The following is a 26,311-nucleotide window of genomic DNA, read 5'->3' on the forward strand; positions in this document are numbered from 1 at the left end:
ATTCGGCATGTCACTTTTCGTCAACAGACAGACGTTTCTAACCATTTGATACACCCGCGGGCCTGGGAACCGTCGACGGGCGGCCGCACCGCTCCCGTCCGGCGAGCGGCGCGGGCAGCGGCACTCCGTCGACACCGCCGACGCGGTTGGCCCACCAGCGCGTGGTCGAGCGCACGAACGCCATGGTCAGACGCGGGTACTTGGCCGGCTTGCGGAAGACGCCGACCGTGTCGCCCCAGTAGGCGTGCTTGGCGTCGATGCTGCCGTAGGCGTGCCGGATGCCTTTCATCGGTGGAAAGTCGGTGTACGCCTCGCGCAGTTCGAGACGCGTGTACGCGGCCAGGGCGCGCATCCCGTCCGGGTAGTAGCGCCAGCAGTCCTGCGCGTCGTGCACATGGCCGCGTGAGGGGGCCGTGATGAACGCCGTACCCTCCGGCTTGAGGACGCGGGCGATCTCCAGCATCGACGCCCAGAAGAACGGGATGTGCTCGAAGGCCTGGCCGGAGATGAGGAAGTCGGCGCTGTTCGAGCGGACCGGGATGCGGTACGGCTTCGCCATCACCGCGTCCACGTTGCGCCCCTCCAGCACGTCGACGCCGACGTACTCGGTGTCGTACCCCTCAAGGAGCGACTTGTGGGTGCGCACCTGCCCGTCCGACACCCGCGCCCCGAGATCGACCACCCGCAGCCGCCGCCCGCGCGGCAGGTAGCTCCGGACACAGAGCTCCATCTGTTCGTACGCGGACTGGTGCATGGCGGCCTCCGTCAAGGGGGTTGGGGTGCCTTGATGGCTTTTCAACGCGCATGTCCGCGTGGGGTCACCGTGCGAGGCGGCGCGGCGTGTGCCGGGACCACCACTTTCTGGCCGGTTCCTCGACGTACGTGAACAGCGCCCAGGACAGCGCGACCACCGCGACGGCGAGTCCGCACAGCGCGAACACGGCGGAGTTGTCGGGCCGCATCCGGCCCCAGGTGTCCTGCACGTACCGGTTCAGCGTCTGGTGCAGGAGATAGAACGCGTACGACCACGCGCCGAGCAGCACCATGGGGCGCGAACAGAGCGCTCCGCGGCGCCCGGACAGCTCGCGCCGGGCGTACGCGACGATGAGGAGCGCCGAGAACACGGCGACGAACGGCCGGACCGTCCACTCCAGTTGACCCACCGCGCCTGGCGCGAACCAGTCGGTCCGGTGGCAGTACACGGCCGTGTACGCGGCGAAGGAGGCGAGCAGTACGGCCGGGCGCAGGGCGATCCGGTGGCCGCGGCGCAGGGCGATCGCACAGACGAGGCCGGCCGCGAACTCGGGCAGGCGCGTCACCGGGTGGCGCATGACCCATTCGCGGGCGAAGGGCGAAAGGTGTGCGGCGGCCCACCAGTTGACGGCCCACATGGCGGCGAGACCGGACGCCGCGAGGAGCGCGAGGGTGCGGGTGCGCAGGCGCAGGGCGGGGCCGATCACCCAGGGGAACAGGAGGTAGAAGAACACTTCGACGCTGAGCGTCCAGGCGACACCGTTGCCCGGGAACATCGGTACGACGCCGGGGAACCAGGTCTGCACGAGCAGCAGCGACGTGACGAAGCTGAACGCGTCCGTGGGTACGCCGCCCCAGAGGTAGAACACCCAGATGCACGGGATCGTGGCGGCGAGATGCGCGGGCCAGATGCGGCCGGCGCGACGCCAGTAGAAGAGACCGCGACGCGTGCCGGGGCGGTGCCCCCAGGCCAGCAGGAACCCGGACAGCACGAAGAAGAACCCGACGCCGTTGACGCCCATCGTCGAGTACGGGAAGAGGACCGGCGCCTGGGCCAGGCCGCTGCCCGGGGAGAGCCCGGTGGTGTGGTGCACGAAGACGGCGAGCGCCGCCACGAAGCGCATCCCGGTCAGCGAATCGAGCCGCGGCGCCCGCTCCTGCGCGCTGCGGGAGCGGGTGGGCGCGGGGAGAAGGGTGGCTGTCACAGGGCGGCTCCCCGCCCCGGGGTGAGAGTGGCGCCGCAGCTGCCCGTGTGGTCCTGCTCCGCGATCAGGCGGTCGAGGCGCGGCGCGGCCCAGGCGCGTACGGCGGCGATGCGGGCCGGGTCGTGGACGGCGTCGGCCCGGACGAAGTCACCGCCGTTCTGCTGCCGGTACAGCGGAACGTAACCGGCGTCCGCCAGGCGGGAGACGGTCAGGCCCGGCTTGTCCACCCAGGCCGCGTGGACGTGCAGGAGTTCGGGGCGCTCGGCGCGCAGGACGTGGTCGCGCAGGGCGCGCATGTCGCCGGAGGCGTACGCGTCCGCGATGCGGCGGTCGGTCAGGCCCGCCAGGTCCAGCACCCGCAGCCGCGTGGTGAGCAGCGTGCCGCCGAGGTCGGGCAGGGCGATGGTGGCGTGCCGCAGGCCGAGGCGCTCGGCGTACGCGTTGAACACCTGGCCGTAGCGTTCGGCGACAAAGCACATGGAGAGCGTCGGGTGGGCTTCGAACGAGGCCTCGCGTTCGGCCTGTCCGGTGTGCGCGAGGACGAGTGCGCCGGTCAGCGCCGCGACGAGGACGGCCCGGCCGCGGGCTCCTTCCGCCTCCCACAGCACCACGGCCGACAGCGCGGCGACAGCCGCCGCGAGGACCCACACCGGGGTCGCGAACCGGTACAGGGCCATCCAGTCCCGGCCGAGCACCCCGTACGCGAGCAGCACCAGGAGCAGCGGCACGAGCAGCGCCACCAGGGCCCGGCGCGCCGTGCCGGGCCGGGCGAGCACGGCACCGGCGCACAGCGCGCCGATCAGCGCGAAGGCCCAGCCCGCGTACGTCAACAGATCGCCGCTCTGGGCGAGTTGGGCCAGTTCGGGGGTCTGCTGCGCCTTGGCGACCGCGGTGTTCGGCACCCACAGCCCGAAGACGGCGTGCCGCCACAGCAGGAACGCGCCGTAGGGCACGGCGACGACACCGGCGTGCAGGGCCAGCGCGCGGACCGACCGGGCCAGGTCGCGGCGGCGCAGGAAGAGGGCGAGGACGAGGGGGTAGGCGGCGACGAGTACGGCGCCGTCGGGCCGGGTCAGGGCGGCGAGCAGGGCGATCGCGGCGGCGGCCACGGCGGTGCGCGGCGCCGTGAGGCCGCCCCGGACGGCCGCCCGCACCAGCACCGCCCCCGTGCCCGCCGCCGCCAGCCCGTACAGCGGGTTCTCCAGGCCGGAGAAGGACCAGGCCACGTAGGAGAGGTTGGCGGCGAGGGCGGCTCCCGCGAGGAGCGTCACCGCCCACGCGCGGCCGGAGGTCACGGCGCGGGCCGCCCACGCGACGCATGCGAGCGTGCCGGCCGTGCACAGCAGGGCGAGTGCCTTCGGGTAGAGCACGAGGTCGCTGACGCCCAGGAACGCGCCGTGGTCGAAGAGGCCGAGCCTGCGCCCGAGGACCATCAGGACGAGCCAGGACGGGTTGGAGTAGCCCTCCACCGGTGGCGCGCCGGGCAGTTGGACCGGGCCGAGGCCCTCGTCGATGCTGCGCGCGTACGCGAAGGTGACGGCGGCGTCGTCGACGATCCAGCGCCCGAGCCCGGCGGCCCTGACCACGATCAACGCGGTGGCGGCGAAGACGGCGGCGGGGTCGGCCCACCGGCGCAGACGCGACGAGGGGCCGGCGGGCGAGGCGCGGGCGGCGGACACGGGACGCGCCCGGTCGGGGCGGCGGTGGTCGAGGAGGGCGAGGAGCGTGGCGTTCATCGAAACTCCGGCGTCGGCTCGGTGGGGGTGACGGTCGCCGCGGCAGGCCCCGCGCCGGCCGCGCACGTGGGCGCGGGGCCGCCCACACGCTCGTACAGGCGCAGCAGCCCGCTGCGGCGTCTCGATTCGGCGAGGGGCGTGAAGTCCCGTTCCAGGAGCGCGAGTTTGGTGAGCTCGACGGGATTGCGGGTGCGCCAGCCGGGGCGGCCCGCCTCCGCGTCGAAGAGGACCCAGACGCGGCTCAGGCACGCCATCCGGGCGCGGAGTTCGGCGGGGCTCGCGTCCACGCCGTACAGGGTTCCGGAGCGGGCGCCCGTCGACTTCAGCGCCACGTCGCGCACGCCCGCCACCGCGCGCGGATACGTCTCCGTGAGGCGTCGGCCGGTCTTCGGCAGGTAGAGCAGCGCGTCGCCGGGCCGCAGATCCCGCTCCGCCATCCGCGCGACCGCCCCAAAGTCGTCCCTGCGGCTCTCGGGCGACCGCTCGCGCAGCTGCGCCGGGAACTGCGCCCAGAACGCCAGCGCGACCAGGGCGGCCCCGGCGGTCACCTGGACGTACGCGGGGGGCCGCACCCGTTCCGGCAGGCGCCGCAGGACCGTGTCCACGCCGCCCGCCGCCAGCAGGGTCAGCCCGGCGAACGCGAAGAACGTGTAGCGCGGCGCGTACAGCGGCTGCCACTGCGACACGGTGAGCAGCAGCGCGGGCGGCACCACGGCCAGCGGCAGCGCGACCGCGGCGAGCCCGCACGTCCCGCGGCGGACCGAGGGGGCGAACACGGCGGCAGCGGCGAGCAGGAGCGTGGTGTTGAAGACGGCGTCGGGGTGCCCGGCGGCGAGCCGCAGCAGCGCCTCGGCGTCCGCCCAGCCCGGCCTGCGGATCCACGCCACCTGGAAGCTCTGCTCCCGCGCCTCGCCGGCGAGCGGCAGCACCAGCAGGACGGCGGCAACGGCGGCGGCCGCCCAGCCCCGCCACAGCACGGGGGCCGCGCGCGAGACGAGGAGGGTGACGGCGTGCGCGGCGAGGACGAGGACCGCGAACTCGTGGAGCCACGCGGTCACCGTCACGAGCGCGGCGTACCCGGCCCACGCGGGCCACGACGGATGCCGTACGCAGTGGACGAACATGAGCGTCGCCGCGGCCGCGCCCGCCGCGACGATCGCGTACGAGCGGCCCTCCTGCGCGTAGTAGCCGGTGAACGGCGAGGCGGCGTACAGGAGTCCGGCCCACAGGCCGACGCGGGGCCGGGCGAGCCGGATGCCGAGCGCGGCGACGAGGCAGGCCGCCGCGGTCGCGCCGAGCACGGACGGCAGCCGCATCAGGTAGGCGTCCGTCTGCCCGCCGAGCACGAAGTGGATCAGCACGTAGTAGAGGCCGTGCACCACGTCGATGTTGCCGAGGAGATGGTGGATCTGGGACAGGGAGCGGGTGGCGACGAGTATCGTCGCGGCCTCGTCGCGCCAGATCGTGCCGCGGTCGAGCCCCCAGAGTCCGAGGCACAGCATCACCACGCCCGGCAGCAGGACCGCGGTCACGGTGGGTGCGGCTGCGGGAAGGGCCCTGGGGGTGCGGCCGCGCGGACCGTCCGAAGAGATGCGCACGCGCCGATCCTGTCCCAATTGATCGGATTTGTGACGCAGCCTTGCCGTCATGGGCGCACGGAGCGCACGGCGGCAACCAGCGATCACGGGCGCTTCGTGCGCACGGGCGAGGTGCTCGCGCGGGTCAACGGGGGTTCCCCTGGGGAGCGTTGACACCCCGGGATCAGAACGAGCACCCCACGGGCGGGGCGACTACTCGACGACGAGCTCGACGTCGATGTTGCCGCGAGTCGCGTTCGAGTACGGGCAGACCTGGTGGGCCTGCTCGACCAGCTTGCGGCCGGTCTCGGCGTCGACCGTCTCCGGCAGCTCCACGCGCAGCGTCACCGCGAGGCCGAAGCCCTCGCCCTGCTTGCCGATGCCGACCTCGGCGGTCACCGCGGCGTCACTGACGTCGACCTTGGCGGCGCGGCCGACCAGGCCGAGCGCGCTGGCGAAGCAGGCGGAGTACCCGGCGGCGAAGAGCTGCTCGGGGTTGGTGCCCTGGCCGTTGCCGCCCATCTCCGTGGGGATGGCCAGCTGGAGGTCGAGGCGGCCGTCGGAGCTGACGGCGCGGCCGTCACGGCCGTGGGTGGCGGTGGCTACGGCGGTGTAGATCGCTTCCATGGAAAACATCCTCCTGCGATGAGGTCCGCGGTGACGTCCGCGGTGGAGTACGTGCTGCGCTGACGGACACAAGTAGAGCACGCAATTCAATTGTGCACAACTGAATGACACGCCAGAGGTCCCGGTTACCCTGAACGCATGACCACCGAGACGACCGAGACGCCCGAGACGCCCGGCGACGAGGAATTCCTGCGGCTCGACCGGCAGATCTGCTTCTCCCTGAACGCCGCGTCGCGCGCGTTCGGCGGCGTCTACCGCACGCTCCTCAAGGACCTGGGCCTGACCTACCCCCAGTACCTGGTCATGCTGGTGCTCTGGGAGGACGGCGAGCTGCCCGTGAAGCGACTCGGGGAGCGGCTGCGGCTCGACTCGGGCACGCTGTCCCCGCTGCTCAAGCGGCTGGAGGCGGCCGGCCTCGTCCAGCGGGAGCGCAGCGCGCGCGACGAGCGCTCGGTGAACGTCCGGCCGACCGGCGCGGGAACCGCGCTGCGGGAGCGCGCGGCGCTGGTGCCGCGCCGGATCGCGGCGGCCACCGGGTTCGACCTGGCGGAGATCGAGGACATGCGCGCCCGCCTCGACCGCCTGACGACGGCACTGGACGGGGCGGCGCTCGACGCGTGACCGGCGGCCACCCGCGCCGGACGCGTGACGCCCTCGCCCGGCAGAACCATCCCCCGTCCGACACGAAAGCCGCATTTGGCTGATTATCACTGCATACGTGGTCATTCGCTCGTACGCTCGCACAGGTGACGCTCGACACTCAGCCACCCACCGCCGCAGCGCCCGTCCACGCGACCTGGGTCCGCCCCGGCCCCCTCACGCGGAGGGCGCTTCCCCTCACCTGGCTGGCCACCCGCGCCGGGATGCTCGCCCTGCTCGTCATGGACGGGCGCGCCCCGCTCGGCGTCGGAGGCGTCGCGCACGAGGTGCACACGCTGTACGCCCACTGGTACGCCGTCCTCGCCGGCGGCGCCTTCCCCGCCGGCGACCCGCTGTGGCAGTACCCGCCGGGCGCGGGCCCCGTCCTCCTGGCGCCCGGCCTGACCCCCGGCCTCACCTACTTCCAGGCCTTCGTCGCGCTCACCCTCGCCACGGACGCCCTGGTCACGCTCGCCCTCGCCCGGACCGGCGCGCGGCCGCGGCGCAGCACGGGAGGCGCCTGGCTGTGGGTGGCCGGGCTGCCGCTCCTGCTCCACATCCCGCTGGCCCGCTACGACGTCGAGGTCACCGCGCTCGCCGTGTTCGCGCTGCTGCTCATGGGGCGGTTCCCGCGCACGGGCGGCGTCCTCGCGACGTGCGGCGCGCTGGTGAAGGTGTGGCCCGCGCTCGCCCTGCTCGGCACACCCCGGGGACGTACGAGCCGGGAGGCGTGGACGGCGGCGCTCACCTCCGGCGCCGCGATCCTGCTGGTCCTCGCGGTCGCGTTCCGCTCGCCGTTCTCGTTCCTGCGCCAGCAGGGCGAGCGGGGCGTGCAGATCGAATCGCTCGGCGGCACGGTGCTGTCCTTCGCGCGCCGGGCGGGCTGGTCGGGGCACATCCGCTACCGGTTCGGGGCGATGGAGTACGTCGGCCCGCACGTCGGCGTGGTGGCCGCGGCCTCCCTGGTGCTCACCGCCCTCGCGGCGGTGCTGCTGCTGTCCTGGCGGCTGCGGGCGGTGAACTGGAGCCCCGCGACGCCGTTCGACGCCGCGCTCTGCGCCGTCCTGCTCTTCACCGTCACCAGCCGCGTGCTCAGCCCGCAGTACCTGATCTGGCTGCTCGGGCTCGCCGCGGTCTGCCTCACCTCGCGCCACACCACCCAGCGCCCCGTCGCCCTGCTCATCGTGGCGGCGGCCGGCCTGAGCGCGCTCGCCTACCCGGTCCTGTACCGCGACGTCGAGGCGGCCACATGGACGGGCTCGCTGCTGATGCTGGCGCGCAACGGCCTGCTCCTCACAGGAGCCGTCCTCTCGTTCCGCTCCCTCTGGAGGGGAACCAAGGCGTAGGAATTTTACTTACCGGACAATTACCGCAAAGGCCTAGGATTCCCTTCTGTGGAAGCCATGCAGTCCCAGCCCCAGCAGCCCTCGCAACAGCGCTCACAGGTCTCGGTCGTCCTCATCGGCTACAACGACGCCGCACGGGTCACCGACGCCGTACGCTCCGCCCTCTCCCAGGGCCCCGCCGTCCGCGAGGTGATCGCCGTCGACGACTGTTCGACGGACGGCAGCGGCGAACTCCTCCGGCACCTGGCGGACGACGAACCACGCCTGAAGGTGCTGCGCCGCGCCACGAACAGCGGCGGCTGCGGCACCCCGCGCAACGACGGCATCGACAACGCCTCGGCCCCGTACGTCATGTTCCTGGACAGCGACGACGTGCTGCCGCCCGGCGCCGTCGACGCCCTGCTCGGCGCGGCCCTCACCCACGGCACCGAGGTCGCCGCCGGTCTGTGCGTGCGCCGCGAGCTCCCCTCGGGCCGCGACATCCCGTGGCAGCCCGAGCTGTACGCCGAGGCCACCGTGATCCCCCACCCGGAGCGCCGCCCCCGCCTCGTCCACGACACGCTCTGCGTCAACAAGCTCTACCGCACGGACTTCCTGCGCGAGCGCGGGATCCGCTTCCCCGACGGCCACTTCGTCTACGAGGACTTCGTCTTCACCGCGCGCGTGCTCGCCGCCGGACCGCGCATCGCGCTCGTCCCCGACACGGTCTACGTCTGGAACGTGCGCCGCGACGCCGACCGCCTGTCGCTCTCCCTCGACCGGGCCGGACTCGACAACTGGACCGCCCGCATCGAGGCGCACCGCCAGTCCGTCGACATCCTCCTGACCGCCTCGCACAAGCGCCTCGCCCGCGCGGCCCGCACCCGGTTCCTCGACCACAGCCTGCGCATGTACGCCCGCGAGCTCGACCTGCGCAGCCCCGAGTACCGCGCCGAGTGGTGGGACCGCACCCGCGCCTACCTCGCCACGTTCGACACGGCCGACATCGACGCGGCGCCCGCCCCCGGCCGCGTCATCGCGCGCGTGATCCTCGCTTCCGACCACCCGCGCGACCTGTCCCGCCTCAAGGAGTTCGCGGCCCGCCCCGCCCGCCTGCGCCCGCCCTACGCACGCGCCTCCGACGGCACGCCCATCTGGTCCGACGACCTCCCCCAGGTCACCCTTGAACATCTCCTCGAACGCCCCATGGGCCTGCTCCCCATCGCCATAGAGGCGGAACTGCGGCCACGCGCGCGTGGCTCACGGCTGCGGCTGCGCCTGCACGAGTTGTACGGGCGCGTCGCCGAGGCGGGCCCCGCCACCGTCGACATCGAGGTCATCGACCGCCTGCGCCGCCGCCCCGCCCGACGCCGCACGGTGACCTTCGTGCCCGGGCCCGACGCCGGGACCTGGGAGGCCGAGGCGTCCCTCGACCTGTCGGCGCTCGCCACCGGCACCTGGGACCTGCGCCTCCATGTGAACTTCGCCGACGGCACCAGCCGCGACGCCGGCGCCCACGCCGCCACCGGCCCCGGCCTCCTGCGCCGCACCGCCCTGCCGAGCCTGCGCCACGGCATGCTGCTCGCCCATCCGTACGCGACCCACTCCGGCGCCCTCGCCGTACGCCTCGCGCCCGGCGTACGCGGAGCCCTGGCGGTGGCACGCGGCCGCCTCAACCGCCTGGTTCACTAGAACGCCGACCGCACGCGCACGACGCGACACGACACGACCGAGGGGACCCCGAACCGACATGACCTGGCTGATCACCGGCGGTGCCGGATACATCGGGGCGCACGTCGTCCGCGCCATGCACGAGGCGGGCGAGCGGACCGTGGTCTTCGACGACCTGTCCACCGGCAACGCCGCGCGCGTCCCGGACGGCGTACCCCTGGTCGTCGCCTCGACCCTGGACGCCGACGCCGTGGCGCGCGCCATCGCCGAACACGGCATCACCGGCGTCGTCCACCTCGCCGCGAAGAAGCAGGTCGCCGAGTCGGTGGAGCTGCCGCTGCACTACTACCGCGAGAACGTCGAGGGTCTGCGCGTCCTCCTGGAGGCGGTCACCGCGAGCGGCGTCCCGTCGTTCGTCTTCTCCTCGTCCGCCGCCGTGTACGGCATGCCCGACGTCGACCTGGTCACCGAGGACACCCCGTGCCTGCCGATGAGCCCGTACGGCGAGACGAAACTCGCCGGCGAGTGGCTGGTCCGCGCGACGGGCCGGGCCCACCGCCTGGCCACGGCCTCCCTGCGCTACTTCAACGTGGCGGGCGCGGCCACCCCCGAACTGGCCGACACCGGCGTCTTCAACCTCGTACCGATGGTCTTCGAGAAGCTCACCGACGGCGAGGCCCCGCGGATCTTCGGCGCGGACTACCCGACGCCGGACGGGACCTGCGTTCGCGACTACATCCACGTCGTCGACCTCGCCGAGGCCCATGTCGCCGCCGCCCGCCGCCTCTCCACCGCCGCCCCCGGCACCGACCTCACCCTCAACATCGGCCGCGGCGAAGGCGTCTCGGTCCTGGAGATGGTCGAGCTGATCAACGCGACGACCGGCCACGGCGCCGACCCCGTCGTCACCCCGCGCCGCCCCGGCGACCCGGCTCGCGTCGTCGCTTCCGCGGACCGCGTCGCGACGGAGCTCGGCTGGACGGCGAAGCGCGACGTGCGCGACATGGTCGAGTCGGCGTGGCAGGGCTGGGTCCGGGTCCACGGGACCGCCGTGAGGTGAGTCCCCCCACCACCTGGGCCACCTTCATCACCTTCGCCTCCGGAAGCGGACGGAGTCACAACGCCTTCAACCCCGCCGCCGTAGCCGAAGCCAGTTTCCCCAGGTACCCCTTGGGCAACGGCGTCCGCACCACCACGGCGCGCCAGTACAACGGGCCCGAGATCAGGTCGAGGGCGAGGTCCTCGTCGAGGTCGGGCCTGACCTCCCCGCGTGCGGCGGCGCTGCGCACGATGCCGTTCGCCACTCCGTGCTGGCCTTCGCGCAGCGCCTTCTGCATGGCCTCCGCGATGTCCGGGTTGCGGGCCGCCTCGGCCTGGAGGTCGGGGATGATCTGGCCCGCGACCGGGTGCTTCAGGGCGCGTGATGTGACCTCGTAGAGGAGGCGCAGGTCGCCCTCCAGGGAACCCGTGTCCGGGGCCGGCAGGCCTTGGACCGCTATGGCGGAGACCAGGTCCAGGACCAGGTGCAGTTTGGAGCGCCAGCGGCGGTAGACGGCGGTTTTGCCGACGCCCGCGCGGCGCGCGATCCCCTCGATGGACATACGGGCGTAGCCCACGGCGGCGAGCTCTTCGAAGACGGCCGCCCTGATGGCGTCGGTCACATCCTCACGGAGCACGGCTGCCCCTGCGGGGGCCCGGCGACGCGCTGGCTTGGCGGAGTCGGCGTTGGTCGTCATGGTGAACAGCTTACGGCGTTACGACGAAACGGTTGCGTTCCGACGTAGCGACGCCCTACGCTCACGTCACGACGATACGGACCCGTTCCGACGTGTCCGACCCCTTGAGCGAAAGCAGCGGATGTGAGTCAGGCAGTCGACACACCTCCCCCGCCGGCGGTCATCGCGCCGGTGGAAGATCCCGCGGAGCTGGCCGCGCGGTACGGCCTCTCGGTCAGCGGCGCGCGCCCGTCGCTCGCGGCGTACGTGGGCCAGCTCTGGCAGCGGCGCCACTTCATCACCGCCTTCGCGACGGCCAAGCTCACGGCGCAGTACAGCCAGGCGAAGCTGGGCCAGTTGTGGCAGGTGGCGAACCCGCTCCTGAACGCGGCGGTCTACTACTTCATCTTCGGCGTGCTGATGAATACGAAGCACAACGTGCCGGACTATGTGCCGTTCCTGGTCACCGGCGTGTTCGTGTGGACGTTCACGCAGAGCTCGATCATGGCGGGCACCCGCGCGATCTCCGGCAACCTCGGCCTCGTACGGGCGCTGCACTTCCCGCGCGCCGCGCTGCCGGTGTCGTTCGCGCTCCAGCAGCTCCAGCAGCTGCTGTTCTCGATGTGCGCGCTGGTGGTGATCCTGTTCTGCTTCGGCGTTCCGCCGGCCCTCTCGTGGTTCCTGGTCCTGCCGGCCCTGCTGCTCCAGTTCGTCTTCAACACCGGCGTGGCGCTCGTCATGGCGAGGATGGGCGCGCGGACGCCGGACATCGCGCAGCTGATGCCGTTCCTGCTGCGTACGTGGATGTACACGTCCGGCGTGATGTGGAGCATCGACAAGGTGCTCAAGAACCAGCACCTGCCGCACGTCGTGCACGTACTGCTGTCCGCGAACCCGGCCGCCGTCTACATCGACCTGATGCGCTTCGCCCTGATCGACAGCTTCCACCGCGATCAGCTGCCGCCCCACGTGTGGGCGATCGCGGCCGGGTGGGCGCTGCTCGCGGGCGTCGGCGGGTTCATCTACTTCTGGAAGGCAGAGGAGACGTACGGCCGTGGCTGACACCTCCGGGGAGCGGATCCCCACCGTCATCGTCGACAACGTCGACATCGTCTACCGCGTGAACGGCACCGGGGCGGGTCGCGGCACCGCGACCGCCGCGCTCGGCCGCATCATCGGCGGCCGGAAGAAGGCCGAGGCGCGGGCCGGCGTGCGCAAGGTGCACGCGGTGAAGAAGGTCTCGTTCACCGCGTACAAGGGCGAGGCGATCGGCCTGATCGGCACGAACGGGTCGGGCAAGTCGACGCTGCTCAAGGCGGTCGCGGGGCTGCTGCCGACTGAGAACGGCCGGATCTTCACGCATGGCCAGCCGTCCCTGCTCGGCGTGAACGCGGCGCTGATGAACGACCTCACGGGCGAGCGCAACGTCCATCTCGGCGGCCTCGCCATGGGCATGAGCCGCGAGGAGGTCCGCGAGCGCTACGAGGACATCGTCGGCTTCTCCGGCATCAACGAGAAGGGCGACTTCATCACGCTGCCGATGCGCACGTACTCCTCGGGCATGGCCGCCCGGCTCCGGTTCTCCATCGCCGCCGCCAAGGACCATGACGTGCTGCTGATCGACGAGGCCCTGGCCACCGGCGACCGGTCCTTCCAGAAGCGCTCGGAGTCGCGGATCCGCGAGCTGCGCAAGGAGGCCGGCTCGGTCTTCCTCGTCAGTCACAACAACAAGTCGATCCGCGACACCTGCGACCGGGTCCTGTGGCTGGAGCGCGGCGAGCTGCGCATGGACGGGCCGACGGACGAGGTCCTCGAGGCGTACGAGGCGTTCACCAGTCCGGGCGGCGGCCGGACGGAACCCGCGAAGGGCAAGGTCGCCGTTTCCGCCTGAGGCCGATTCGGGACCCGCTCCCCTTGTCCCTTTCAGCCCCACCCCCTTATCCCTTTTATCCGATTGGTGACACTATGGTGCGCCAGGAGAAGAAGGGACGAGCGACCGTGCAGGAACTCAGCGTCATCGTGTACGGCCGGGACGTGCAGGGGCATCTCGCCGACTGTCTGGACAGCGTGACCGGCCAGCTGCCCGAGGGGGCGGAGCTCGTCGTCGCGGCCGTGGACGATCCGGCGCCGACCGCCGACGTGCCGGGCCGCGTCACCGTTCTGGCCCTGCCCGGCACCATTTCCGACGAGGAGGCCCGCGCGGCCGGCGGCGAGCGGGCCTCGGGCGAGTGGCTGCTGTTCGTGCACGCCAAGGACCGGGTGCCCCCCGGCGCGCTGCGGGCGCTGCGGGACCGGGTCGTGGACCTCCCGGACGCCGCCGAGCGCGTGGACGTCGTACTCGCCGACCAGGTCCGCTCGACCTGGCACACCTCCGGCGCCCCGGGCCCCGACGCCCGGCTGCTGGCCAGGGCGGGCGACCGCGATCTGGCCCTCGCGGACTGCCCCGACCTCCTGCGGGTCACCCCGCTGCTCGGCAACCGCGCCCTGCGCGCCGCGTTCTGGAGGGACCACCGCGACCGGCTGGCCGCCACCGAAGAGCGCTTCGCGGCCCGCGCCGCCCTCGTCCTCGCCGACCGCGTCACCGCCCTGCAGCAGGTGGTGCTCGACGAGCGCAGACTACGCGCCGCGAGCCTGCCGCCGCTCACCCCGCAGGAGTACTACGCGCCCGTCGGCGAGTACGAGGACCTCCAGCGGCTGATGGCCGACCGCGGCACGCCGACCGGTCCCCGCGCGGTGCTGTACGACGTGATGGCGACCGAGTGCATGCGGATCGTGGCCCGCGCCGGGATGCCGGAGCCGGTGGGCCGCGAGTTCTTCCGCCGGGCCTCCCGCGCGGCCGTCGCGTGGCGGCCGGAGGGCTACATCAGGCCCGCGGGGCTCGAAGGCATCCGGCGCCGGCTGCTCGAAGAGGACGCGTACTCCCGTTACCGCGCCTTCCAGAGCGTCAACCACAAGCGGCGCGGCCTGAAGTCCGCCGTCCGGGAGCGCAAGCGGCGGGTCGGCGCGAAGGTCCGCGGCCACCGCTACCGGCGGGAGCTGCGCCGGCCCGTGGACCCGGACCTGGCGGTGTTCTCCGCGTACTGGGACCGGGGGATGGCCTGCAATCCGGGCGCGATCGCCGCGAAGCTCGCCGAACTCGCCCCGCGCATCCACCAGGTGTGGGTCGTCTCGGCGGCCAAGGCGCCGCTCCTGCCGCCCGGCACGGACCACATCGTGCCCGGCTCCCGCCGCTACTGGGAGGTCATGGCCCGCGCCAAGTACCTCGTCAACAACGTCAACTTCCCCAACGGCGTGGTCAAGCGCCCCGAAGCCGTCCACGTCATGACCCACCACGGCACACCCCTCAAGCGCATGGGCCTCGACCAGATCGAGTACCCGACCGCGTCCAAGGGGCTCAACTTCCGCCAGCTCCTGGCCCGCGTCGACAAGTGGGACTACAGCGTCACGTCGAACAGCCACTCCACGCGGATGTGGGAGCGCGCCTATCCCGCGCACTACGTCGCGCTGGAGTACGGCTATCCGCGCAACGACGTCTTCTACCGCGCGACGGCCGCCGACATCCGGGCTGTGCGCGACCGTCTCGGGATCGCGCCGGGCCGGCGGGCCGTCCTGTATGCGCCCACCCACCGCGACTACGAGGCCGCCTGGACCCCGCGCCTCGACCTGGCCACGCTCGCCGACCGCCTGGGCGACGACACCGTCCTCCTCGTGCGCGGCCACTACTTCTACGGCGGGGCGGCCTCACCGCTCGCGGAGCTGCGCCGCAGCGGCCGGGTCATCGACGTGTCCACGTACGACCCGGTCGAGGACCTCTGCCTCGCCGCGGACGCCCTGGTCACGGACTACTCGTCGATCATGTTCGACTACGCCAACCTGGACCGCCCGATCGTGGTCTACGCGGACGACTGGGAGATGTACGCGAAGACCCGCGGGGTCTACTTCGACCTGATCGCCGAGGCGCCCGGGCCCGTCGCCCGTACGCAGGACGAGCTGACGGAGATCCTCGCGTCGGGCGCGTGGCGCGACGAGGCGTCGGGGAAGGCGCGGGCCGCGTTCCGGCGCCGGTTCTGCGAGTTCGACGACGGCAACGCCGCCGAGCGGGTCGTGCGCCGGGTCTTCCTCGGCGAGAGCGGCGCGTCCCTGCCCCCGGTGATCCCCGTCGACGAGCGCATCCCCGCGCCCACCCCCGAGGAGGCGGCCCGCCCATGACCACGCCCACGATCACCCCCGACGTCACGGTCACCGTCATCGTCTACAACGACGCCGGGCGGCTGCCGCGCGCCGTCGCCTCGGTCCTGGGGCAGACACACGGCAACATCGAGGTCGTCATCAGCGACGACCACTCGACGGACGCCACCCCCGAGGTGGCGCGCCGGCTCGCCGCCGCGGATCCGCGGGTGCGCTACCTGCGTCTGCCGGAGAACAGCGGCGGGTGCAGCGCGCCCCGCAACCGCGCGCTCGACATCGCCCGCGCCCCGTATCTGATGTTCCTCGACAGCGACGACGAACTCCCGCCGGAATCGGTCGAGTTGCTGCTCGCCGCGCATCGCGAGCGGGGGATCGACTTCGCGATGGGCGCGGTCGAGCGGGTCCGCGTCGACACGGGCCGCACATCGACGTGGATGCCGCACCTGGTCGCGGAGCGCCGCACGGTCGACGGGATCGACGCCGAACCCGGCCTGTTCTTCGAGCACTTGTCGACGAGCAAGATGTACAAGCGGGAGTTCCTCGACCGCAACGAGCTGCGGTTCCCCGAGGGCATCCACTACGAGGACCAGCTTTTCTCGGCGCAGGCGTACTGCCTCGCGAAGTCCTTCACCGTCATCCCCGAGCCGGTCTACCGCTGGTACATCGCGCCGTTCGTCGCCGCGGACGACGCGTCGATCTCCAACCAGCGGCACAAGCTGAGCAATGTCCGCGACCGCGTCCACGTGCAGGAGCTCATCGACGAGTTCCTCGCGGTGGGCGGTCACGCGGGGGTGCGCGAGGACAAGGACTACAAGTTCCTCAAGCACGACTTCCGGATGTACGCGGGCGACCTGCCCTTCCGGGACGACGCGTGGCTGGCCGGGTTCGCCGAGATCGTGAACCCGTATCTGGCGACGCTGTCCCCGGGCGCGTACGCCCGGCTGCCGCGCCCGGAGCGGGTCGTCCTGCAACTGGTGCGCGACGGGCGCCTCGCCGACGCCCGGCTCGCCGCGCGCGGGCTCGGTCACGCGGTGGCCCCGCGCGAGACGGCCACGGACGCGTCCGGCGCCGTGTACTGGGGGTCGGTGGTCCCGTCGTCGGACGAGGCGCGGGCCGAACTCGACCTGTCCGACCAGGAGTTGTACTCGCGCCCCTTCCCCGGCGCCCAGTTCCGGCACGAGATCACGCGGATCGAGCGCGGTCCCGGCGCCGCCGTCGACCTGTCGGTGCGCACGTACGACCCCGGTCTGCGTCTCGCCGTCGGCCCGCACGTCGCCGCCCTGATCGTGGCGCCGGGGCGGCACCGCATGACGACGCGGCTGCGGCTCGACCCGGTGCGGCCGGGCGTCTTCGAGGGGCGGGTGCGGCTCGATCTGGCGGCGGCCCCGCTCCCGGTGCACGGCTTCGACGGCGTACGGCATCCGATGCTCCAGCTCCAGGAACAAGGCCTGCGCAACACGGCGGTCCTGCTCGCGCCACTGGACTTCCCCACGCTCACCGCCCGCGTCGGCTACCGCTCGGGGGCGGCCCCGCACCGGGTGACGGTGGAGCCGGAGGGGCGGGGCGCGGGGCGCCTCCAGATCCACTGGCAGCCGGCCGGGCTCACGGCCCTGGTGACGCATCCGGTGGCGCGCAGGCTGGCCACGGTGTCGGACGGGCGGGTACGGAGCGCGGTACGCCTGGTGAAGAGCGCGCTGCGTTAGCCCGGGTCGCCGACGACCTCGTAGAGGGTCTGGCCTCCCGGGCCCGTCGTGACCTTGTGCAGTGCCGGGTCGGTGGCGGCGAGGCCGGCGTCGTCGCGGTGGCTCACGATCCACCGCACCTCGTAGCGGCGCAGGACGTCGAGGCGCCGGGCCCGCGTGGTGCCGGGCGCGAAGTAGGCCTCCACGGCGCGGGTGCGGGCGTCCTCGTCGGGCAGGAAGAAGTCCGGGTAGCCGGGGGCGACGGTGTAGGGCCCGTACCCGGGGATCTGTCGCGCCGGGAACATCGTGGCGAGGACCACGTCCCCGTACTTCGCCCAGGGCATCACCCACTGGTAGCCGCGCCACGGCGGGTTGTAGCGGTCGGCGATCGGCGTGGGCAGGGCCTCGCGCGGCAGGACGTAGCCGAGTACGCCCGACTGGGTCCACGCGCCCGCGAGGAGCGCCGCGCCGAGCACCGCGGCGAACGCCGTGCGCACCGCCCTGCGCCCCTGCCCGAACACCTCGAGGCCCGCCGCGACCTGCGCGGGGATCACGGCGGCCGGCAGGACCCGGCCCCACGAGTAGTGGCCGCTCACCCCGCCCGCCACGAACATCAGCGCCCCGAGCGCGAAGAAGACCACCAGCGGATCCCGGCGGTCCCTGCGCAGACGCAGGGCGAGGGCGAACACGCCGGGCAGCAGGAGCCAGTACCGGCCGAGCAGGTTCCCGTACAGAGCCCGGTGGATCTCCTCCAGGCCCTGCGCCTGGAAGAGCGAGAAGAACGAGTAGTACGGCCACGCGGCGAGCACGATCACACCGACGGCGAGCCCGGCCGCGAGCCGTGTCCACACCGCGCGTACCGGCCAGGGCCGCGCCCCGGCCACCATCGCCAGCGCGCCGAACGACGCGACGACGCCCGAGAACTGATGACTCAGCAGGATCACGGACCAGAGCAGGCCGAGGCCGAGGAACGCGGTCAGGCCCGAGCCGCGTGCGAGCGCCCGGCGCAGCAGCGCCCAGAAGTGGAACGACACCCCGAGCGCGAACGTGCTGGGGTAGGAGACGGTCAGGGCAAGGGAGTTGAGGCCGAGGAATCCGCTCCAGTTGAACAGGCTCGTGCCCCACAGGAGGAGCAGGCACAGGAGGACGAGCACGGTGACCGCCGTGCGCCGGGTGCGGCCCGTGGACGCGCCGGTGAAGGTGCCGGTGAACCGCCATACGCCGGTCACGAGGAGCGTCAGCGAGATCAGTGCGGCGATCCGCAGGACGGTGAAGGTGCCGAGGCCGGTGACGTCGCCGAGGACGGCGAGGGACACCGTCCACGGCGAGTAGTACGGGCTCGGCGTCTTCTCGTCGACCAGCGGGTTGCCCGGGTCGAGGAGATCGTGGCGCAGGCGCTCGACGGTGGCCGCGTGGATGCCGAGGTCGCCCGCCCATGGGAGCCGGACGGCGACTGCCACGAGCAGCGCGAGGAGCAGCAGGAGGATCAGCGGGGCGGCGGCCCTGAGGGCGGCGTTACTCGCGGCGCGCATCGTGCTGGAAGACCCACGTCCGGTAGACGAGGAAGCGGAACGCCGAGGCCAGGACGATGGACAGCGCCTTGGCGACGTTCGAAGCGAGGGGTCCGGTCATCGAGGCGCCGTGGTACCCGGCGTAGAACAGGACGCTCTCCATGAGGACGCCGAGCGCGCTGAAGCCGAAGAACAGCGCGATCTGGCGGCGGGTGCGGGAGGCCCGGTCCCGGTAGGCGAAGAAGCGGAAGCCCAGGTAGTTGGTGGCCATGGCGACGCAGCTGGCCAGGACCGTCGCCGTCATCGGGGCCCGGCCGATGCCGTGCAGCAGGAGGTTGAAGACGAGGAAGTTGACGGCGACACCGCTGCCGCCGACGAGGCCGAACTTGGCGACCTCCATGGACAGGCGGCGCACGCGGGCCCGGACGGGTACGACGACGGGCGGCGCCTCGCGCACCGCGGTGGGGACCGTCATCGGTGCCCCCTCGCCCGCAGCTTCCACGGCATGGTGACCGATTCGAGCTGCACCATCAGGTTCATCTTGGACTCGCCGACCGTGCGGTCCTCGAAGTGGATGGGGACCTCCATGACGCCGAAGCCGCGCCGCACGGCGCGGAACTTCATCTCGACCTGGAAGCTGTAGCCCGCGCTGTCCACGGACGCCAGGTCGATGGCGCGCAGGGCGTCCTCGCGCCACAGGTTGAAGCCGCCGGTGATGTCGCGGACGCGGGTGCCGAGGATGGTGCCCGCATAGGCGTTGGCCCAGCGGGACAGGAGCCTGCGGTGCGCGCCCCACGCGTCGGAGAGCGTGCCGCCCTGGACGTAGCGGCTGCCGATGGTGACGGCGGCTCCGGTGGAGAGGGCGGTGCCGAGGAGCGCGGGGACCTTGTCGACGGGGTGGCTGCCGTCGGCGTCCATCTGGAGGACGTAGCGCGCCCCGTCGGCGACGGCCCGTGCCATGCCGGCCGCGTAGGCCCGGCCGAGACCCTCCTTCCCCGCCCGGTGCAGGACGCTCATCCGGTCGCGCCCGTGCCGTTCGGCGTACCGCTCGGCGATGTCGCCGGTGCCGTCGGGGCTGGAGTCGTCGACGACGAGGAGGCGCAGACCCGGGAGCGGGAGCGCCATGAGGGCGTCGGCCATGCCGGGCAGGTTGCCCGCCTCGTTGTACGTCGGCATGACGACGGTGAGGGGGGTGCGGGCCCAGTCGTCGGGCAGCGGTTTCGCGGCGGCCGGTGTGGCCCCGACGTCGGGAGAGTTCGTGTTCACTGTTCGGTCAGCCCTTCTCCGGCGAGGGAGGAGAAGCGGACGGCCCGGTCGGGCAGTACGGCCTCGCACCACACCCGGGTTCCGTTCCGCAGATCGTTGTGGGCGCCGACGCGGGCGCCGTCACCGATGACGCTGCCGTGCAGGACGGAGCGCCGCCCGATCCGCGCACCCGCGCCGACCAGACTGTTCCTTACGTAGGCACCGGCGCCCACGGTCGCGCCGTCGTGCAGCACGGAACCGTGGACCACAGCTCCTGAACCTACCCGGGCGCCCGCCCCGACGACGGTACCGTCGGCGAGCCACGCGTCGGCGGCGACCTTCGCGCCGGGCAGGACGAGGGACTCGCCGCGCACTCCGGGCACGGCGGGTGAGTGGATGACGCCGCGCACGAGGTCGGCGGAGGCCTGCACGAAGGCTTCGGGCCGGCCGAGGTCGAGCCAGTAGGAGTCCTCGACCATGCCGTGCAGATAGGCGCCCGCGGCGAGCAGGCCGGGGAACGTCTCGCGCTCGACGGAGACGACCCGCCCGGCGGGGATGCTGTCGATGACGGACCTGCGGAACACGTAGGAGCCCGCGTTGATCTGGTCCGTGACGAGCTCCTCGGGCGTCTGCGGCTTCTCGGTGAAGGCGAGTACGCAGCCGTCGGCGTCGGTGGGTACGAGGCCGAAGGCGCTGGGGTCGTCGACGCGGGAGAGGTGGAGGGTGACATCGGCCTCGCGTTCGCGGTGCCGGTCGATGAGAGCGCGGGTGTCGAGGCCGGTGAGGATGTCGCCGTTGCAGACGAGGACAGGGTCCTCGGGTGCGGAGATCAGACGGCGGGCCGCGTGCCGGATCGCGCCGCCGGTGCCCAGCGCCTCGTACTCGACGGCGTATTCGAGGTGGACGCCGTGCGCCGATCCGTCGCCGAAGTACGGCTCGAAGACTTCGGCGAGATAGCAGGTGGCGAGGACGACGTGGTCGACGCCCGCGGCGGCGAGCCGCGCGATCTGGTGGGCCAGGAAGGGGACGCCGGCCGCCGGCACCATGGGCTTGGGGGTGTTGACCGTGAGCGGCCGCAGCCGGGTACCCAGCCCGCCGACCAGCAGAATCGCTTCCGTCATGAACCCTTCCCGCCCTCTCCGCTCCGTGCCGCCAATCTGACAATCGGGTCCACTTTAGACGTAATGCCCGATTTGATCGCTCATGACGAACCCCTCGGGGCCGCCGCGCCTTCAGGAGCAACCGATTGGGCGCGCGGTCCATCAGGTCAGACCCGGTCAAGAGGCCGGCCGGAGAATGGGAAGAGAACGGAAAGAGTCCGGGCGGTGAAACGGGGGCGCCCCGCACCGGAGTTCCGGTGCGGGGCGCCCCCGTTCGCTGACGCGGACCCTACGAGTGCGTGCGCAGCAGCGTCCTCATCGTGCGCATCGCGACCGACAGGTTCGCCAGGTCGAAGGCGTCCGAGCTCTGGATCTCCTCCAGGGTCGTCCGCGCGCGGCCCAGGATCGGCGCGTTCTTCTCCTGCCACGCGTCGAAGCGCTGCTCCGGAGTCGACACGCCGTTCCCGGCGGCCAGCACATCGGCCGTGAGGGCGGCGTGCGCCGCGTACAGGTCCTCGCGGATCGAGGCGCGGGCCATCGACTGCCAGCGGTCGGACCGCGGCAGCTCGATGATCCGGTCCATCAGCTGCGCGATGGACAGCCGGTCCGCGAGGTCGTAGTACACCTCGGCGACGGCCAGGGGGTCCTTGCCGGTGCGGTCGGCGATCGCCACGATGTCGAGCGTCGGGAAGGCCGAGGAGAACCCGGCGACCCGCTCGGCCAGCTCCTCCGGCACGCCCGCGGCGGTCAGCTCGTCCAGGATCGACTGGTACCACTCGGCGTCCGCGCCGCGCAGCATCTTCGGCATGGCCGACCAGACCTGGGCGACACCCTCATGGAAGAAGTCGATCGTCTCGGCGAGCTGGAGCGGCTGCGGCCGGTTGTTGAGCAGCCAGCGCGTGCCACGCTCGACCAGGCGGCGCGAGTGCAGCCTGATCCGGGTCTGGACGTCCGCGGCGACGACATTGTCGAGCGCCTCGACCGCGTCCCAGACCTCGCCGAGGCCGAAGATCTCGCGCGCGGCGAGCTGCGCCCGCACGATCTCCTCCAGGGACGCCCCGGTCTCCTCGCGCAGCCGGTGCAGGAACGTCGAACCGCCCGTGTTCACCGTGTCGTTGACCAGCACCGTGGTGATGATCTCGCGGCGCAGCGCGTGCCCGTCGACCGCGTCGGAGAACCGCTCGCGCAGCGCCTGCGGGAAGTAGGCGTGCAGGAGCCTGCGCAGGTACGGGTCGTCCGGCAGCGACGTCTGGATCAGCTCGTGCGCGGCCGTGATCTTCGTGTACGCGAGGAGGACGGCCAGCTCGGGCTGGCTCAGACCGCGCCCGGAGTTCAGCAGTTCCTTGACCTGCCGGTCGGCCGGCAGGAACTCCAGGGCCCGGTCGAGGTTCCCGTCGCGGACCAGGCGGCGCATGAAGCGCTGGTGGGCGTGGAGCAGGTCGGGCGCCTGGGCGACCGCGTTGGCGAGGGCCGTGTTCTGCGCGTAGTTGTTGCGCAGCACCAGGGCACCGACCTCGTCGGTCATCTCGGCGAGCAGCTTGTTGCGCTGCTTGACGGTCATGTCGCCGTCGGTGACGAGCGCGTTGAGCAGGATCTTGATGTTCACCTCGTGGTCGGAGGTGTCCACGCCCGCGCTGTTGTCGATGGCGTCGGTGTTGACCTTGCCACCCTTGCGCGCGAACTCGATACGGCCCAGCTGGGTCGCGCCGAGGTTGCCGCCCTCGCCGATCACCTTGGCCCGCACGTCCTGGCCGTCCACGCGGATCGCGTCGTTGGCCTTGTCGCCGACGTCCGCGTTCGACTCGGCGGACGACTTCACGTACGTGCCGATGCCGCCGTTCCACAGCAGGTCGACCGGCGCGTGCAGGATCGTCTTCATCAGGTCGGCCGGCGTCATCTTCGCGGCGCCCGACTCGATGCCGAGTGCCTCGCGGATGTGCGCGTTGAGCTGGATCGCCTTGGCGGAGCGCGGGAAGATGCCGCCGCCCGCGGAGATCAGCTCCTTGTTGTAGTCGGCCCACGAGGAGCGCGGCAGGTCGAACAGACGGCGGCGCTCGGCGTACGAGGTGGCCGCGTCGGGCCGCGGGTCGATGAAGATGTGCCGGTGGTCGAACGCGGCGACCAGGCGGATGTGCTCGGAGAGCAGCATGCCGTTGCCGAACACGTCACCGGACATGTCGCCGACGCCGACGACCGTGAAGTCCTCGGTCTGCGTGTCGGTGCCCAGCTCCCGGAAGTGCCGCTTCACGGACTCCCAGGCGCCGCGGGCGGTGATGCCCATGCCCTTGTGGTCGTAGCCCGCCGAACCGCCGGAGGCGAAGGCGTCACCGAGCCAGAAGTTGTACGACTCGGCGACCGCGTTGGCGATGTCGGAGAACGTCGCCGTGCCCTTGTCGGCCGCGACCACGAGGTACGTGTCGTCCTCGTCGTGGCGCACGACGTCCGCCGGGGGCACGACCTCGCCGGCCACCAGGTTGTCGGTGATGTCGAGCAGCGCCGAGATGAAGGTCTTGTACGACGCGACACCCTCGGCCAGCCAGGCGTCACGGTCGACGCTCGGGTCCGGCAGGTTCTTCGCGACGAAGCCGCCCTTGGCGCCGACCGGCACGATGACGGTGTTCTTCACCATCTGCGCCTTGACCAGGCCGAGGACCTCGGTACGGAAGTCCTCACGCCGGTCGGACCAGCGCAGACCACCGCGCGCGACCTTGCCGAAGCGCAGGTGCACACCCTCGACGCGCGGCGAGTACACCCAGATCTCGAAGGCGGGGCGCGGCGCGGGCAGGTCGGGGATGGCCTGCGGGTCGAACTTCATGGAGACGTACGCGTGCGGCTTGCCGTCGTCGGACTTCTGGAAGAAGTTCGTCCGCAGCGTCGCCTTGATGACGGTCAGGAAGGACCGCAGGATCCGGTCCTCGTCCAGGCTCGCGACCTGGTCGAGCGCCCCGTCGAGTTCCTCCAGGAGCCCGTCGATCAGCTCGGTCCCGGCCCGCTGGCGCTCCGGCGACATGCGCGCCTCGAAGAGGCTCACCAGGAGGCGGGTGGTGTGGACGTTGTTACGGAGGGTGTCCTCCATGTAGTCCTGGCTGAACGTCGCACCGGCCTGGCGCAGGTACTTGGCGTACGCGCGCAGCACCATCGCCTGCCGCCAGTTCAGACCGGCGCTCAGGACGAGGGAGTTGAAGCCGTCGTCCTCGGCGGCACCGGTCCAGGTCGCCGTGAAGGCCTCCTGGAAGCGCTCGCGGCCGTCGTCACCGAGGTAGTCGCCGTTGCCGTTGGGCGACTTGGGCATCTGCAGACCGAAGTCGTAGATCCACGCGGTGGTCCGGTCCGAGCAGCGCAGCTCGTACGGGCGCTCGTCGATGACCTCGACGCCGAGCCGGTTGAGGACCGGCAGGACGGACGAGAGGGAGACCGGGGCTCCAGTGCGGTAGATCTTGAAGCGGCGCTCACCGGGGGCCGCGCCCACGGGCTCGTACAGCGAGAGCGAGAAGTCCTTCTCGCCGCGCTTGAGGGCCTCCAGGTGGACGAGGTCGGCGACCGCCGCGCGCGGCGAGTGGTCGGCCTTGTAGCCCTCGGGGAAGGCGCCGGAGTAGCGGCGGGCCAGCTCGGCCGCGCGCTCCTCGCCGCACTCCGCGTTCAGCGCCTCGCCGAAGCCGTCGGCCCACGAGCGGGCGGCGTCCACGAGCCGCGCCTCGATGCGCTCGGTGTCCGCCTCGGTCAGCGCGGGCAGCTCGGTGCCCGGCTCGACGCGGACGACGAAGTGCAGCCGGGACAGGATCGACTCGGTGTTCCAGGCCGTGAAGTCGACGCTGGTGCCGTCGAGCTCTTCCTTGAGGATGTCGATGATCCGCAGCCGGACACCGGTGGTGTAGCGGTCGCGCGGCAGGTAGACGAGGGCCGAGTAGTAGCGGCCGTACTCGTCCTGGCGCAGGTAGAGCCGCAGCCGGCGGCGCTCCTGGAGGTAGAGGACGCTGGTGACGATGGCGCGCAGCTCGTCGGCCGGGGTCTGGAACAGCTCGTCGCGCGGGTACGTCTCCAGGATCTGGAGCAGGTCGCGGCCGTCGTGGCTGTTGGGCGAGAACCCGGCGCCCCGCAGCACTTCCTGGACCTTGCGGCGCACGACCGGGACGCGCCGGACGCTCTCCGTGTACGCGGCGCTCGAGAAGAGGCCGAGGAAGCGGCGCTCGCCGATGACGTTGCCCTCGGCGTCGAACTTCTTGACGCCGACGTAGTCGAGGTACGAGGGGCGGTGCACGGTGGCGCGGCTGTTGGCCTTGGTCAGCACGAGGATCTTGTGCTCGCGGGCCTTGGCGCGCGCGTCGGCGGGCAGCCGGCTGAAGGACGGGCTCACCGGGTGGTGGTCGTCGACGCCGTGCTGCGGGTCGGAGCGCAGGATGCCGAGGCCGGTGCCGGGCACGGCGGACAGCGAGTCGTCCTCGCGCAGCTCGTACTCGCGGTAGCCGAGGAACGTGAAGTGGTCGGTGGACAGCCAGCGCAGCAGCTCGCGGGCCTCCTCGACGTCCTGGGCACGCACGTCGTCGGCGGTGGGCTCGCTGGGCAGGTCGTCGGCGATGCGCAGCGCCGAGTCCCGCATCTTCTCCCAGTCCTCGACGGCCTCACGGACGTCGGACAGGACACGCAGCAGGTCGGAGGTGATCTGCTTCAGGTCGGCGCGGTCGGTCTCCCGGTCGATCTCCACGTGGATCCACGACTCGGTGAGCGTGTCGTGGCCGTCGGCGGCGCTGCCCGCGGGCAGGACCTCCAGGAGCTTGCCGGTCAGGTCGCGGCGCACGGTGACCTGCGGGTGGATCACGACGTGGATGCCGCGGCCCTGGCGGGACAGCTCGTTGGTGACCGAGTCGACCAGGAACGGCATGTCGTCGGTGACGACCTCGACGACGGAGTGGCTGCAGGTCCAGCCGTTCTCCTCGACCGTCGGCGTGTGGACCTTGACGTTCGCGGTGCCCTGCGGGCGGACCTCCGCGAGCCGGTAGTGGGAGACGGCTGCTCCGAAGACGTCGACCGGGTCACGGTCGGCCAGGTCCTCGGGGGCGGTGTGCAGGTAGTAGCGCTGGAGGAACGCGAGCACGGACTCCTGGTCCGGAGCCCCCTCGCCATTCGTCCCGGCCGGGAGATGCCCCCCTGCCGGGCTGTTCTCAGCTACCCGGGCGGCCCGTGCGAGCAGCTCGGCCTTGGCTTCGTCCAGCTTGGTCTGCATTGTCCTCTGGCTCCTGTCGCGCGCCGTTGCGTGACGTTGAAGAAATTGATGCGGCACAACGCCACGACGCGGGGTCTCCGGTCGAGGTCGACGGTATGCCGGGATGAGAGATGAGC

Annotated in this window: 19 protein-coding genes; 8 read left to right on the forward strand and 11 right to left on the reverse strand. The window is 72.1% G+C overall.

Annotated elements, in window-relative coordinates:
- Window positions 1-37 precede the first annotated feature (37 nt).
- The 5 genes from LGI35_RS19315 to LGI35_RS19335 all read right to left on the reverse strand — a co-directional run bounded on the left by LGI35_RS19315 (window position 38) and on the right by LGI35_RS19335 (window position 5,898).
- Window positions 38-754 (reverse strand): methyltransferase domain-containing protein, encoded by a 717-nt coding sequence (locus tag LGI35_RS19315; RefSeq protein WP_227295064.1) that lies wholly within the window; start codon window positions 752-754, stop codon window positions 38-40.
- A gap of 64 nt (window positions 755-818) precedes the next feature.
- Window positions 819-1,958: an acyltransferase family protein gene (locus LGI35_RS19320; protein WP_227295065.1), complete on the reverse strand. Its 1,140-nt coding sequence runs from the start codon at window positions 1,956-1,958 to the stop codon at window positions 819-821.
- Complete coding sequence (locus LGI35_RS19325) at window positions 1,955-3,694, reverse strand: hypothetical protein (RefSeq protein ID WP_227295066.1); 1,740 nt, start codon at window positions 3,692-3,694, stop codon at window positions 1,955-1,957. Before LGI35_RS19325 ends, LGI35_RS19320 begins: the two co-directional genes overlap by 4 nt.
- Complete coding sequence (locus tag LGI35_RS19330) at window positions 3,691-5,292, reverse strand: glycosyltransferase family 39 protein (RefSeq protein WP_227295067.1); 1,602 nt, start codon at window positions 5,290-5,292, stop codon at window positions 3,691-3,693. The genes LGI35_RS19325 and LGI35_RS19330 overlap by 4 nt, the downstream gene beginning before the upstream one ends.
- 192 nt (window positions 5,293-5,484) lie before the next feature.
- Window positions 5,485-5,898 carry an organic hydroperoxide resistance protein gene (locus tag LGI35_RS19335; protein WP_100598921.1) on the reverse strand — a complete coding sequence of 138 codons (414 nt, stop codon included), beginning with the start codon at window positions 5,896-5,898 and terminating at the stop codon, window positions 5,485-5,487.
- 138 nt (window positions 5,899-6,036) lie between these two features.
- On the opposite strand from LGI35_RS19335, the gene LGI35_RS19340 reads away from it, so the two are divergent.
- The 4 genes from LGI35_RS19340 to galE all read left to right on the forward strand — a co-directional run bounded on the left by LGI35_RS19340 (window position 6,037) and on the right by galE (window position 10,593).
- Window positions 6,037-6,519, forward strand: a complete 483-nt coding sequence (locus LGI35_RS19340) for a MarR family winged helix-turn-helix transcriptional regulator (protein ID WP_227295068.1) — start codon at window positions 6,037-6,039, stop codon at window positions 6,517-6,519.
- A 125-nt stretch (window positions 6,520-6,644) separates the two neighbouring features.
- Window positions 6,645-7,883 (forward strand): glycosyltransferase family 87 protein, encoded by a 1,239-nt coding sequence (locus LGI35_RS19345; RefSeq protein WP_227295069.1) that lies wholly within the window; start codon window positions 6,645-6,647, stop codon window positions 7,881-7,883.
- Between the two features lie 57 nt (window positions 7,884-7,940).
- Window positions 7,941-9,554 (forward strand): glycosyltransferase family 2 protein, encoded by a 1,614-nt coding sequence (locus LGI35_RS19350; protein ID WP_227295070.1) that lies wholly within the window; start codon window positions 7,941-7,943, stop codon window positions 9,552-9,554.
- A gap of 58 nt (window positions 9,555-9,612) precedes the next feature.
- The gene (galE, locus tag LGI35_RS19355; RefSeq protein WP_227295071.1) at window positions 9,613-10,593 is read left to right on the forward strand and encodes a UDP-glucose 4-epimerase GalE; all 981 of its coding nucleotides are present in this window, start codon (window positions 9,613-9,615) and stop codon (window positions 10,591-10,593) included.
- A gap of 55 nt (window positions 10,594-10,648) precedes the next feature.
- Here the strand turns inward: galE and LGI35_RS19360 are convergent, their stop codons facing one another.
- Window positions 10,649-11,269: a TetR/AcrR family transcriptional regulator gene (locus LGI35_RS19360; protein WP_227295072.1), complete on the reverse strand. Its 621-nt coding sequence runs from the start codon at window positions 11,267-11,269 to the stop codon at window positions 10,649-10,651.
- Between the two features lie 123 nt (window positions 11,270-11,392).
- On the opposite strand from LGI35_RS19360, the gene LGI35_RS19365 reads away from it, so the two are divergent.
- The 4 genes from LGI35_RS19365 (at window position 11,393) to LGI35_RS19380 (ending at window position 17,139) form a co-directional block, all read left to right on the forward strand.
- The gene (locus LGI35_RS19365; protein WP_227295073.1) at window positions 11,393-12,310 is read left to right on the forward strand and encodes an ABC transporter permease; all 918 of its coding nucleotides are present in this window, start codon (window positions 11,393-11,395) and stop codon (window positions 12,308-12,310) included.
- Window positions 12,303-13,139, forward strand: coding sequence for an ABC transporter ATP-binding protein (locus LGI35_RS19370; RefSeq protein WP_227295074.1), 837 nt, complete (start codon window positions 12,303-12,305; stop codon window positions 13,137-13,139). Before LGI35_RS19365 ends, LGI35_RS19370 begins: the two co-directional genes overlap by 8 nt.
- A 107-nt stretch (window positions 13,140-13,246) precedes the next feature.
- The gene (locus LGI35_RS19375; protein WP_227295075.1) at window positions 13,247-15,457 is read left to right on the forward strand and encodes a bifunctional glycosyltransferase/CDP-glycerol:glycerophosphate glycerophosphotransferase; all 2,211 of its coding nucleotides are present in this window, start codon (window positions 13,247-13,249) and stop codon (window positions 15,455-15,457) included.
- Entirely contained in the window at window positions 15,454-17,139 is a 1,686-nt protein-coding gene (locus tag LGI35_RS19380) for a glycosyltransferase family 2 protein (RefSeq protein WP_227295076.1), read from the forward strand. Before LGI35_RS19375 ends, LGI35_RS19380 begins: the two co-directional genes overlap by 4 nt.
- On the opposite strand, the gene LGI35_RS19385 is transcribed toward LGI35_RS19380, so the two are convergent.
- From LGI35_RS19385 to LGI35_RS19405, 5 genes are all read right to left on the reverse strand, one after another.
- The gene (locus LGI35_RS19385; protein ID WP_227295077.1) at window positions 17,136-18,650 is read right to left on the reverse strand and encodes a hypothetical protein; all 1,515 of its coding nucleotides are present in this window, start codon (window positions 18,648-18,650) and stop codon (window positions 17,136-17,138) included. The genes LGI35_RS19380 and LGI35_RS19385 overlap by 4 nt on opposite strands.
- Window positions 18,634-19,104 (reverse strand): GtrA family protein, encoded by a 471-nt coding sequence (locus LGI35_RS19390; protein ID WP_227295078.1) that lies wholly within the window; start codon window positions 19,102-19,104, stop codon window positions 18,634-18,636. The genes LGI35_RS19385 and LGI35_RS19390 overlap by 17 nt, the downstream gene beginning before the upstream one ends.
- Window positions 19,101-19,805 carry a polyprenol monophosphomannose synthase gene (locus LGI35_RS19395; RefSeq protein WP_227300376.1) on the reverse strand — a complete coding sequence of 235 codons (705 nt, stop codon included), beginning with the start codon at window positions 19,803-19,805 and terminating at the stop codon, window positions 19,101-19,103. The genes LGI35_RS19390 and LGI35_RS19395 overlap by 4 nt, the downstream gene beginning before the upstream one ends.
- 86 nt (window positions 19,806-19,891) lie before the next feature.
- Window positions 19,892-20,995 carry a mannose-1-phosphate guanylyltransferase gene (gene manB, locus LGI35_RS19400; RefSeq protein ID WP_227295079.1) on the reverse strand — a complete coding sequence of 368 codons (1,104 nt, stop codon included), beginning with the start codon at window positions 20,993-20,995 and terminating at the stop codon, window positions 19,892-19,894.
- Window positions 20,996-21,263: 268 nt separating this feature from the next.
- Window positions 21,264-26,195, reverse strand: a complete 4,932-nt coding sequence (locus LGI35_RS19405) for an NAD-glutamate dehydrogenase (RefSeq protein WP_227295080.1) — start codon at window positions 26,193-26,195, stop codon at window positions 21,264-21,266.
- Window positions 26,196-26,311: the final 116 nt, after the last annotated feature.

The sequence above is a fragment of the Streptomyces longhuiensis genome (genome assembly GCF_020616555.1).
In the GTDB taxonomy this organism is placed as follows: domain Bacteria; phylum Actinomycetota; class Actinomycetes; order Streptomycetales; family Streptomycetaceae; genus Streptomyces; species Streptomyces longhuiensis.

What these genes read in the sequence shown, in the direction of transcription:
- LGI35_RS19360 (WP_227295072.1), bottom strand. Translation starts at nt 11,269, where the DNA reads ATGACGACCAACGCCGACTCCGCCAAGCCAGCGCGTCGCCGGGCCCCC.
- LGI35_RS19340 (WP_227295068.1), top strand. Translation starts at nt 6,037, where the DNA reads ATGACCACCGAGACGACCGAGACGCCCGAGACGCCCGGCGACGAGGAA.
- LGI35_RS19315 (WP_227295064.1), bottom strand. Translation starts at nt 754, where the DNA reads ATGCACCAGTCCGCGTACGAACAGATGGAGCTCTGTGTCCGGAGCTAC.
- LGI35_RS19385 (WP_227295077.1), bottom strand. Translation starts at nt 18,650, where the DNA reads ATGCGCGCCGCGAGTAACGCCGCCCTCAGGGCCGCCGCCCCGCTGATC.
- LGI35_RS19405 (WP_227295080.1), bottom strand. Translation starts at nt 26,195, where the DNA reads ATGCAGACCAAGCTGGACGAAGCCAAGGCCGAGCTGCTCGCACGGGCC.
- manB (WP_227295079.1), bottom strand. Translation starts at nt 20,995, where the DNA reads ATGACGGAAGCGATTCTGCTGGTCGGCGGGCTGGGTACCCGGCTGCGG.
- LGI35_RS19335 (WP_100598921.1), bottom strand. Translation starts at nt 5,898, where the DNA reads ATGGAAGCGATCTACACCGCCGTAGCCACCGCCACCCACGGCCGTGAC.
- LGI35_RS19380 (WP_227295076.1), top strand. Translation starts at nt 15,454, where the DNA reads ATGACCACGCCCACGATCACCCCCGACGTCACGGTCACCGTCATCGTC.
- LGI35_RS19325 (WP_227295066.1), bottom strand. Translation starts at nt 3,694, where the DNA reads ATGAACGCCACGCTCCTCGCCCTCCTCGACCACCGCCGCCCCGACCGG.
- LGI35_RS19390 (WP_227295078.1), bottom strand. Translation starts at nt 19,104, where the DNA reads ATGACGGTCCCCACCGCGGTGCGCGAGGCGCCGCCCGTCGTCGTACCC.
- galE (WP_227295071.1), top strand. Translation starts at nt 9,613, where the DNA reads ATGACCTGGCTGATCACCGGCGGTGCCGGATACATCGGGGCGCACGTC.
- LGI35_RS19395 (WP_227300376.1), bottom strand. Translation starts at nt 19,805, where the DNA reads ATGCCGACGTACAACGAGGCGGGCAACCTGCCCGGCATGGCCGACGCC.
- LGI35_RS19350 (WP_227295070.1), top strand. Translation starts at nt 7,941, where the DNA reads ATGCAGTCCCAGCCCCAGCAGCCCTCGCAACAGCGCTCACAGGTCTCG.